This is a genomic window from Streptomyces sp. NPDC046759, from assembly GCF_040645475.1.
Lineage (GTDB): Bacteria > Actinomycetota > Actinomycetes > Streptomycetales > Streptomycetaceae > Streptomyces.
In genome coordinates, this window is record NZ_JBEYYJ010000001.1 from 155,723 (window position 1) to 166,204 (window position 10,482).

The window sequence follows — 10,482 nt, forward strand, 5'->3', positions numbered from 1 at the left end:
GGCCTGCTCCACCTCGACCTGCTCTGCGACATCCCTATTGAACTGCGGCAACAGCAGCCCTCCTCTCGACTCGGCCTCCCACTATGCAGCCAAATTTCTATGAAAGTAAGGCTTGACTTACTTGTCCGAGTCAGCCGCCGCGGCCGGTCCGCCGTGACGGTTCAGGTCTGGGCGGCCTTCATCGGCGCGTCGTTAGGGCCTCGATGCAGTTGAGCCAGGAACTGTTGGTCGGGGTGCAGGCGAATTCGACGTCGTTGGCCTCGGCCCAGTCGCCGACTTGGGTGGCCTTCTGCGTGGTCAGGTGGGCGCCTGACCCCGTGCGGGCGGGAGTGGGTCGCCCGCCTGCGGGGGCGGGGTTGGCGGTCGGGGTCCTTGTGCCGTCCGCTGTGCTCGGTCCATTGCCGCCCGAGGTGGGCCGGAGGTCGAGCGGGCCGAACTCGCTCAGGCACAAGACGACTTGGGGTTCGCCGTCCTCCGGTATGACCTCGCCGTCGGCGATCGCGTAGGGGTGCTCGACGCGGGCCTTCTTGGCGGCGTAGTCGGGGTCGCGGGAGGTCTTCCAGGTCTCCATGCGTTGAAAGGACACACCCTCCTCTCGGAGCAGGATCCGTAGGCCCTCGTGTCTGATGTCGTCGACCACCCCCTCAGCGACCAGAAAGCCGGCCGGCGTGGCCAGGCTCCAGGTCAGGGAGGGCAGGCCGTGCTCGGCCGGCTTGGATTTGGCGATCTTCTTGATTTCGGCTCAGGCAGGGTGAACGTTCTGGGCCGGCCCCCTGGTACTTCGGGTAGAGGGCCGCGAAGCCATCGGCGCTGAAGTTGTGGGTTACATCCCGCATGCGGTCCGCGCTGGTGAACGTGACTTCGGCGATCTTCCCCACGGGCATGCCCTGAACGGACAGCAGCACCATCTGGGCTCGCCGCCAGGTCACCACCGATCCTGTGCCCCCGCGGATGATCCGCAGCGGGCGCCTGCCTTCGTCGTCCTCGATCTCGCGGAGGCGTACTCGTTCTGATACCCGAGCAGCCTGGCGACACCGCGCCGTCCGGGCCGGCATGCAAGCGGCGCGTCATGTCACAACAGGGGTATCAGCGCTTGCATGACTATGTGTTGGCCTCACGGAGGCCGACTGCGTCATGCCGCCAGAACGGCTCTGCGTAGACCAGCGTCCCCGTCATCCATGGCTCATACTCTGGGAGCCTGAGGGCCTGGAAGGCGCAATCCGGGATACGCAGGGATGGCTTTCGGAAGCCCAGGCCACCACCGGGCGAGAAGCCGAAACGCGAGTAATAGCCCGGATCGCCCTCCAGAAAGACGAGGGGAACAGCTCGCTCGGTGAGGATCCCAAGTCCGTGTCGCACCAGGGCCGAGCCGACGCCCCGCTTATGGAGCTCAGGCATCACGGCCAACGGACTGAGGACTTGCACTTCAACCAGCTGCCGAGGGGCATCGAGCAGACTGCGGGTGAACATGACATGGCCAATGACCTGCCTGTCGCGCTCGGCGACCAACGAGAGACCGTTCTCGGGCGTGATGGTGTCCCGCAGGGTATCGACCAGGTCGGCCACGACAGGGCCATGGTCGCCGAACGCCTGCAGGTGAACATCCCGCACGGCCTGTCTGTCGCTCGGATGTTCTTCACGAAGGTCCATGCCCGGAGAGTAGAGACCCCTTCGGGTGGCTCGCACACAGTTTTCGAACCGGAAGGAAAATCCGCCGCCGATGCCGGAGCGGGACGTGCTGGGCCCCCTCCCCTGCCGGCAGTCGCCCCGCTGCCCCGCCTGCCGGAGTCATCAGATCCACGTTGTGCGGCGATGGCGGATCCGCCCGCCGGGCTGGTGCTGCCACGGAAATGTTCACCGGTTCGCGACGCCCGGCACGGCACTAGCCGATCGCGTCAGCCGCAATGACCTGCTCCGTCCAGATGATCTTGCCGGTCTTCGTGTACCGAGTGCCCCACCGGCGGGCCATCTGGGCAACGATCAGCAGGCCCCGTCCTCCCTCGTCGGTGGTCCGCGCGTGACGCAGCCGTGGCGCGGTGCTGCTGGCGTCGGAGACCTCGCAGATCAGGCCGCGATCCCGGATCAAGCGCAGGCAGACCGGTCCGGCCGCATGGCGGATCGCGTTGGTCACCAGTTCACTGACGATGAGTTCCGTGGTGAAGATGAGACCGGGGATGCCCCACTCCGTCAGCTTCTGAGCCGCGAGGTCGCGGGCGTGCGCGACGGCAGCCGGGTCGGTGGGCAGGTCCCAGGAGGCGACGCGGTCCGGGGCCAGGACACGGGTCCGGGCGAGGAGCAGGGCCGCGTCGTCGGCAGGCGGACCCGTCAGCAGGCTGTCGATCACTCGTCGGCCGGTCTCCGCCAGGGTCGGCAGCGGCGTCGCGAGGGCATCGCCCAGCCGGGAGAGCCCGACGTCGATGTCCCGGTCGACGGACTCGATGAGGCCGTCGGTGTAGAGGGCGATGAGGCTGCCGTCTTCCAGCTCGGTCTCGATGGACTCGAAGGGGAGGTAGCCGAGGCCGAGTGGTGGTCCGGCGGGCAGGTCCAGAATGTCGGCGGCGCCGTCGGGAGCGACGATCATCGGTGGGAGGTGACCTGCTCGGGCCATGGTGCACCGCCTGCTGACCGGGTCGTAGATGGCGTACAGGCAGGTGGCGCCCAGGAACGCGGTGCCCGTCGCCTCGCCCTCGGCCGCCAGCGGTGTATCGATGTCGTGCGCCCCCATGAGGCCGATGACCAGGTCGTCCAGATGGGCCAGCAGTTCGTCCGGGGAGAGGTCGAGGTTGGCGAGCGTGCGTACGGCGACGCGCAGGCGCCCCATGGTCGCCGCCGCGTTGATGCCGTGTCCGGCCACGTCTCCGACGACCAGGGCGACGCGTGCTCCAGAGAGCGGGATCACGTCGAACCAGTCGCCGCCCACACCGCTGGGGGCATCCGCCGGGAGGTACCACGAGGCCACGGCGAGAGCGGACCCTCCCGTCAGGTCCTGCGGCAGCAGGTAGCGCTGCATGGATCGGGCAGCGGTGCGTTCGCGGGTGAAACGGCGTGCGTTGTCGATGCACACCGCCGCACGGGAGACGAGTTCCTCGGCGAGGCGGACGTCGTCGTCCTCGAAGGGGCCCAGCCGCCGGGACCGGGCGAACGTCGCCACGCCCAGGGTGACACCGCGCGCCCGCACGGGGACCACCATCATCGAGCGGGCGTCGTAGTGGAGGAGCGAGGCGCCGAGCGCCTCGTCCACGGTCACCCACGGGCTGTCGGTACGGTTCAGGACCCGTTCGACCAGGGTCCTGCTCTCCAGCAGACAGCGGGTCACGGGGGACGAGGGGGCACGCTGGACTGTCTCCCCCACGGCCAGTGACGCCTCGGGACAGCCCTCACGGACCGACTGCTGGGCCGCTCGGCGGATGACGGGCGACATCCCGACCGGCCCGGGTGCCGGCTCCTCGCCCCTCATCACCGAGTCCAGCAGATCGACGGCGACGAAGTCGGCGACGGCCGGTACCGCGTCGTCGGCGAGTTCCTGCGCGGTCCGGGTCACGTCCAGGGTGCTGCCGATGCGGGCAGCGGCGTCGTTGAGGAGGGCCAGGCGTTCCTGCGCCCGCCATCGCTCGGTGACGTCGATGATCATGTACCACACGCCCACGGTCCGCCCGTGGCGGTCCTTCATCGCGAAGAAGGAGGCGGAGATCGCGCGGCTTCGGTCGTGCACCGTGTAGCCGGCGCCGCGGTACTCGAAGTCCATCACCGGCGCGCCGGTTCGAAGAACCTCGCGCATCTTCTCCTCGAAGGCGTCGGCCTCGGCTTGCGGCAGGATCTCCGCCATCCGCCGCCCCAGCCGCCGCTTCAGCGAGATCTGGCAGTCCAGCGGCTCGTTCACCCAGACGTACCGCAGATCCGTGTCGAGAACGGCGATGCCGACCGGAGCGTGGCTGAGGAAGGGGGTGAGCATCAGCTGGCTCACGCCGCCGCCGGGCATCCGCCAGAAGGCCCGTTTCGGAGGCCGGCCGACGAACCTGCCGAAGATCAGTGCCGCGAGCGTGGCGACCAGGACGCCCGGAATCATCTCGTAGATGCCCGACCAGAAGGGGCCGTGCAGCGGCTTGACCACACGCCACAGGAGCACCGTGACTGCGCCGGACACGATCCCGGCCATGGCCCCCGCCCAGGTCATGCGCGGCCAGTACAGCGAGAGCAGGACCACTGGGCCGAAAGCGGCCCCGAAGCCCGCCCAGGCGTAGCCCACGATCCCCAGTAGCCCGCCGCCCCTCAGCGCGATCACGGAGGCCACGAGGGTCACGGCGACGACGGCGGCGCGGCCCACCCACACCAGTGCCTGGTCCGAGGCGCGCCGCTTGAGGAACGCGTGGTAGAAGTCCTCCGTGAGTGCGACGGACGACACGAGGAGCTGGCTGTCCGCGGTCGAGATGATCGCGGCGAGCACCGCGATCAGCATCACGCCGGCCCCCCACGGACTGAACAGGGTCCGGCTCAGAGCGATGTAGACCGTCTGCGGGTCATGGAGCGGTGTGCCGAACTGCGCGATGCCCAGCAGGCCGACCACTGTGGCACCGGCCAGCACCACGACCACCCACCCGGTCTCGATACGGCGGGCAGCGGGTACGGCACTGGTGCTGCGGATGCCCATGAAGCGGGCCAGGATGTGCGGCTGCCCGAAATAGCCGAGGCCCCAGGAGAGCAACGAGATGATCGAGACGGCGCCGAGCGACCCGCCGCCTCCCAGCCACCGTCCGTTCAGGAAGTCGACCTTGGCACCCATGTCCAGCAGGCTGGGCGTCTTGCTGTTGAGAGAGTCACTGAGCGCACCGAAGCCGCCGAGCGTCGCGATACCTACCACGGGCAGGACGAGCAGGGCGAGGAACATCAGCGTGGCCTGCATGACGTGGGTCAGGCTCACGGCCAGGAAGCCGCCCAGGCATGAGTAGACGACGATCACCAGGGCGGTCAGGGCCACCCCGAGCCGGAAACCGGCGCCGAAGATGTGCCCGAAAAGCAGCCCGCCGGCCACCAGTCCACTGGCGACGTACACGGTGAAGAACACGAGGGTCACCGCCGCCGAGACCATCCGGAGCATCCGTGTGCGGTCCTCGAACCGCTCCTCCAGGTAGGCCGACAGGCTCACCGCGTTCCCGGCGCGCTCCGTGTAGGTGCGCAGCCTCGGCGCCACGAACAACCAGTTGAGGTACGTACCGAGCACCAGGCCGACCGCGATCCAGCTGGCGCCGACACCGGCCGCGTACACCGCTCCGGGGAAGGCGAGGAACAGCCAGCCGGACATGTCGCTGGCCCCTGCGGAAAGGGCGGCGACGAACGCGGGGAGCCTGCGGCCGCCCAGGGCGAAGTCGGCGAAGGTGTGCGTACGGCGGTAGGCCCATACACCTGTTCCGATCATGACGGCCACGTACACGAGGAACGTGGCAACGATCGGCGCACTCAAGTCGGACATACTGCCTCGCCTGCGAGGTTCATGAGCACGGGCCTACAACCGCACGACTGACAGTCGTGATCCCTACTACACAAATGTACAGATTCCGGTCGCCCTCGGCGGCCGGTGCCGCCCGCGCCGGTCCCGGCACGGGTTGGTACACCTTTCGGCGCCAAGTCGGGCGGGCCCGTCGGGGGCGGGGCGATGACCGGGAGGTGTCCCGCCACGGATGGCGCCGTTGTCCTCTTCTCCGCTTCTCCGCGTAGATCTGCACGAGGCGCTCGATCGCGTGGTCCTGCGTGTCGTAGCCGGCCTCTTCTCGCTGCTTGCCGAGAGCCCCCGGAGCCGAATCGCTGCGCCGGGCGGCGCAGCGGCGCCCTGCCACGGGTGCAGGTCAGCAAGCCGGACACCGTCCGGCCCGATGCTGACCGTTTGCTGACCTGGAAGCGGCGATCCCGCGGGTCCACCGTAAGACTGTCAGAAGGGCTCCAGAACTGGCCTACGGACTGTTCGAAAACCCTTTTGGGGAGGTGAGACGGAAGCGATTTCAAGGAGGATCGTCAGCCGGAACGCCTTCGGTCGGCGTGTGCAGAACGGTTCAAGAGATGTCCGATTCCCGACCGTCCTCAGCCGCTCGCGTCGTGGTGGGAGTGAGCGGCTCGCTGGGTCTCACCACCCTGAGCCGGGCAGTGGAGGAGGCCCCGCGTCGAGAGGCCGAGCTTTGACCTCCTGGTGATCGGCGCCGGTGGGCGCGGCCGGCTGCACCGCACGCTCGCGCCGTCGGCCGGCCGCTACTGCCTCGCCCACGCCCGCTGCCCCGTTCCCGCGGTGCCGCCGCCCCCCTCTGCAGGCTGCCCTGGCAGCCGTGCACCGCCGGAACATCTGGCGGCTACGGCTGGACACCGGTGACCTGCGCAAGGAGTTCGAGACCGTGCCGTTCGACGCCTGAGGTGTCCTCAGGACGTGGCAGCCGCGGACAGATCCGCCTGCTCCGGCCGCCTGCTCCCCGGTGCCGTCGGTACGGCGAGCACCATGGTGAGCCCCCCGCCGGGGGTGTCCTCGGCGTGCAGGGTGCCACCGATGGCCTCGGCGAAGCTGCGCGCGACCGCGAGGCCGAGCCCGACGCCGACCCCGCGGGGCGAGTCGCCGTACCGCTGGAAGGGTTCGAAGATGCGGTCCTTGGCCTCGTCCGGAACACCCGGGCCCCGGTCCACGACACGCACCTCGACACGGTCGGCGAGAGCGCTCGCGCAGACCAGGACCCGCTCCCCCGGCGGGCTGTATTTCACGGCGTTCTCCACGACGTTCGCGACCGCCCGCTCCAGCAGCCCCCCGTCGACGTACACCATGGGCAGGGTCTCGGGGATGTCCAGCCCCACGCTGTCCTCGGGCACCCCGCCGAGCGCCATGGGCACCACTTCATCCAGGTCGCTCTCGCGGATGATGGGCGTGACGGTGCCGGTCTGCAGGCGGGACATGTCCAGCAGGTTGCCGACCAGGTGGTCGAGGCGGTCGGCGCCCTGCTCGATGGCCTCCAGCAGGTCCGCCTGGTCCTGTTCGGACCACGCGACGTCGTCCGACCTGAGCGAGGTGACGGCGGCCTTGATGCCGGCGAGCGGGGTGCGCAGGTCGTGGCTGACGGCGGCGAGCAGCGCGGTCCGTATGCGGTTGCCCTCGGCGAGTTCCTTCGCGCGGTCGGCCTGGCTCTGCAGGCGCTGGCGGTCCAGGACGACGGCGGCCTGCGCGGCGAAGGCGGCCAGCACGCGGCGGTCGGCGGCGGGCAGCACCCGGCCGCGCAGGGACAGCGCCATGTGGTCGCCGACGGGGACGTCGACGTCCGCGTCCTCCGGGATCTCGGCCGGCCTCGGCCCCACGCTGCCGGCACAGGTCCAGGGAGCCGTCTCACCGGCTCGCTCCCGCAGGGCCACCGACTCCATGCCGAAGGTCTCGCGGACCCGTTCGAGGAGCGCCTCCAGGCTCGTCTCGCCGCGCAGCACGTTCCCGGCGAGAAACGACAGGATCTCCGACTCGGAACGCAGCCGGGCGGCCTGATGGGTGCGCCGGGCCGCCAGGTCCACCACCGACGCCACGGACACGGCGACCCCGACGAAGATCGCGATGGCGACGATGTTCTTCGGGTCGGCGATCGTCAGGGTGTGGATCGGTGGGGTGAAGTACCAGTTGAGCAGCAGGGATCCGACCACGGCCGACGCCAGCGCCGGGAAGAGGCCGCCCAGCAGGGCCGCCGCCACCGTCAGGGTGAGGTACAGCAGCATGTCGTTGGCCAGGCCGACGTCCGGGGTGGCGCTGGTGAGGAACCAGGTGAGGAGGGCCGGGCCGATGACTCCCACGGCCCAGCCCCAGATGACCCGGGAGCGTCCGAGGCGGGCGCCGCGAGCCACGGGCAGTCCGCGGCCCTTGCCCGCCTCGTCGTGCGTGATGAGGTGCACGTCGAGGTCGGGCCCGGACTCCACGGCCACCGTGGCGCCGACGCCGGGCCCGAAGACGTACTGCCAGCTGCGGCGGCGGGAGACACCGAGCACGATCTGGGTGGCATTGACGCCCCGCGCGAAGTCCAGCAGGGAGGCCGGTATGTCGTCGCCGACCACGTGGTGGAAGGTGCCGCCCAGGTCTTCCACGAGCGTGCGCTGGACGGCCAGTTCCTTCGGGGAGGCGGCGGTCAGCCCGTCGCTGCGGGCTATGTAGACGGCCAGCACCTCGCCGCCGGCGCCCTTCTCCGCCAAGCGCGCCGCCCGCCGTATCAGGGTGCGCCCCTCGGGACCGCCGGTCAGGCCGACGACGATCCGTTCGCGGGAGCCCCAGATCGCCGACACCCGGTGCTCACGGCGGTACTCGTTCAGGTACTCGTCGACCCGGTCGGCCACCCACAGCAGCGCCAGCTCGCGCAGAGCGGTGAGGTTGCCCGGGCGGAAGTAGTTGGACAGGGCCGCGTCGACCTTGTCCGGCTTGTAGATGTTGCCGTGCGCCATCCGGCGGCGCAGCGCCTGCGGGGACATGTCGACCAGCTCGATCTGGTCGGCCCGCCGTACCACCTCGTCGGGGACGGTCTCCTGCTGTCTGACACCGGTGATCGACTCGACGACGTCGCCGAGTGATTCCAGGTGCTGGATGTTGACGGTCGAGATCACGTCGATCCCGGCCGCGAGCAGTTCCTCGATGTCCTGCCAGCGCTTGGCGTTGCGCGAGCCGGGGATGTTGGTGTGCGGGAGTTCGTCCACGAGCGCCACCTGGGGGCGGCGCGCGAGGACGGCGTCCACGTCCATCTCGGTGAAGACGCCGCCCCGGTATGCGAGTTCCTTGCGCGGCACCTGTTCCAGCCCGTGCAGCATCACCTCGGTACGGGGCCGGTGATGGTGCTCGACGAAGGCGACCACGCAGTCGGTGCCCCGCTCGATCCGGCGGTGCGCCTCGGACAGCATCGCGTAGGTCTTGCCGACGCCGGGTGCCGCACCGAGGTAGATCCGTAGCTTGCCGCGTGCCATGTCATTCCTCGAAGCGGTAGCCCATGCCGGGCTCGGTGATCAGATAGCGGGGGTGGGACGGGTCGGTTTCCAGTTTGCGGCGGAGTTGGGCCATGTAGACCCGCAGGTAGTTGGTCTTGTTGCTCTGCGTGACCCCCCACACCTCCTGGAGCAGTTGCCGCTGTGTGATCAGCCGGCCGGGGTTGGTCACCAGGACCTCCAGCAGGTGCCACTCGGTCGGAGTCAGCCTTACGTCCTTGCCGCCACGGGCGACCTTCTTGGCGAGCAGGTCGATGCTGAAGTGCTCCGTCTCGACCAGGGTCAGTTCCGGGAGGAGCGGGGTGTCCTCGGTGCGGCGCACGGCGGCCCGCAGCCGGGCCAGGAGCTCGTCCATGCTGAACGGCTTGGTGACGTAGTCGTCCGCGCCGGCGTCGAGCGCGGCGACCTTCTCGTCGGAGGCCTGCCGGGCGGACAGGACCAGGATCGGCACGCGGCTCCAGCCCCTCAGGCCCTTGATGACCTCGACGCCGTCCATGTCGGGCAGACCGAGGTCGAGCAGCACGACGTCGGGCTGGCGAGAAGCCGCCAGGCGCAGCGCGGTGGCGCCGTCGGGGGCGGCGTCCACGCCGTAGTGACGTGCCTGCAAGTTGATGACGAGGGCCCGTACGAGCTGCGGGTCGTCCTCCACCACGAGCACCCGGGTCATGGGGGTGTGCCTCTCCTGTCATGTGTCGGGCCGTGGCCGGTGGTCGTCGCAAGCGCGGCGGCCGGCTTCACGGCTGCGGGAGCCGGCGGTCCGGGATGCCACCCGGACCGCCGGCTCCTGTGCGGGTCGCGCAAGGCCATCACTGCTTCGCTGCGAGGTCCTTGAGCGCGATGTTGAGTTCCAGGACGTTCACCTGCGGCTCGCCGATGAAGCCGAGGGTGCGGCCGGTGGTGTGGTCCTCGACCAGCTTTTCGACCTGGGCGACGGACAAGCCGTTCTTCGCGGCGACCCGGTGGACCTGGAGTTCGGCGTACTGCGGGGAGATGGCCGGGTCCAGGCCGGAACCGGAGGAGGTCACCGCGTCGGCGGGGACGTCGGACGGCTTGACGGTGTAGCCGGGGACGGAGTCGTCCTTGACCACGGCGTCCTTGGCGGCGAGGACCTGGGCGCAGAGCGTCTTGTCCGCGGGCCTGTCCGGGCACTTGCCGTTGACCGCGCCGCTGTCCGCGGAGAGGTTGGTGGCGCCGGACAGGATCAGGGTGTAGCGGGTATTGACGCTGTTGGTGCCGAGGCCGTTGGCCGGGCGGCCCTGGAACCACTTCAGGTCCGGGTCCGGGCTGGTCTGGCCCTTCTTCAGCGGCAGGTTGTACGACTGCCCGATCAGGGACGAGCCGACGACCTTGCCGTCCGCCTTGATCTCGGAGCCGTTCGCCTTGTTGCTGAACAGTCCCTGGGCGATGCCGGTGACGACCAGCGGGTAGATGACGCCCGTCACCAGGGTCAGTACGAGCAGGGCCCGCAGGCCCGCCCCGAGCAACCGGACGGTGTTGGTCACGGAGTTGTTCATG

The 10,482-nt window shown here is 69.6% G+C and carries 6 protein-coding genes and 1 pseudogene; 1 reads left to right on the forward strand and 6 read right to left on the reverse strand.

The window, feature by feature from the left end; translation table 11 throughout:
• Positions 1–196: 196 nt before the first annotated feature.
• From ABZ919_RS00675 to putP, 3 genes and pseudogenes are all read right to left on the reverse strand, one after another.
• A pseudogene (locus ABZ919_RS00675) lies at positions 197–1,055 on the reverse strand (IS630 family transposase); the annotation flags it as partial.
• Between the two features lie 46 nt (positions 1,056–1,101).
• Positions 1,102–1,650 (reverse strand): N-acetyltransferase, encoded by a 549-nt coding sequence (locus ABZ919_RS00680; protein ID WP_361240662.1) that lies wholly within the window; start codon positions 1,648–1,650, stop codon positions 1,102–1,104.
• Between the two features lie 232 nt (positions 1,651–1,882).
• Entirely contained in the window at positions 1,883–5,467 is a 3,585-nt protein-coding gene (gene putP / locus ABZ919_RS00685) for a sodium/proline symporter PutP (protein ID WP_361240664.1), read from the reverse strand.
• A gap of 711 nt (positions 5,468–6,178) precedes the next feature.
• Between putP and ABZ919_RS00690 the strand changes: the two genes are divergently transcribed.
• On the forward strand, positions 6,179–6,355 hold the full coding sequence (locus ABZ919_RS00690; RefSeq protein WP_361240667.1) for a hypothetical protein: 177 nt from the start codon (positions 6,179–6,181) through the stop codon (positions 6,353–6,355).
• A gap of 47 nt (positions 6,356–6,402) precedes the next feature.
• On the opposite strand, the gene ABZ919_RS00695 is transcribed toward ABZ919_RS00690, so the two are convergent.
• From ABZ919_RS00695 to ABZ919_RS00705, 3 genes are all read right to left on the reverse strand, one after another.
• Complete coding sequence (locus tag ABZ919_RS00695; protein WP_361240670.1) at positions 6,403–8,949, reverse strand: sensor histidine kinase KdpD; 2,547 nt, start codon at positions 8,947–8,949, stop codon at positions 6,403–6,405.
• A gap of 1 nt (position 8,950) precedes the next feature.
• Complete coding sequence (locus ABZ919_RS00700; RefSeq protein ID WP_361240673.1) at positions 8,951–9,634, reverse strand: response regulator; 684 nt, start codon at positions 9,632–9,634, stop codon at positions 8,951–8,953.
• A gap of 139 nt (positions 9,635–9,773) precedes the next feature.
• A complete protein-coding gene (locus ABZ919_RS00705; protein ID WP_361240676.1) occupies positions 9,774–10,481 on the reverse strand; it encodes a potassium-transporting ATPase subunit C in 708 nt (235 codons plus the stop codon).
• Position 10,482 lies beyond the last annotated feature (1 nt).

Coding starts and splice junctions, on each gene's coding strand:
- ABZ919_RS00680 (WP_361240662.1), bottom strand. CDS start 1,650: ATGGACCTTCGTGAAGAACATCCGAGCGACAGACAGGCCGTGCGGGAT.
- putP (WP_361240664.1), bottom strand. CDS start 5,467: ATGTCCGACTTGAGTGCGCCGATCGTTGCCACGTTCCTCGTGTACGTG.
- ABZ919_RS00695 (WP_361240670.1), bottom strand. CDS start 8,949: ATGGCACGCGGCAAGCTACGGATCTACCTCGGTGCGGCACCCGGCGTC.
- ABZ919_RS00700 (WP_361240673.1), bottom strand. CDS start 9,634: ATGACCCGGGTGCTCGTGGTGGAGGACGACCCGCAGCTCGTACGGGCC.
- ABZ919_RS00705 (WP_361240676.1), bottom strand. CDS start 10,481: ATGAACAACTCCGTGACCAACACCGTCCGGTTGCTCGGGGCGGGCCTG.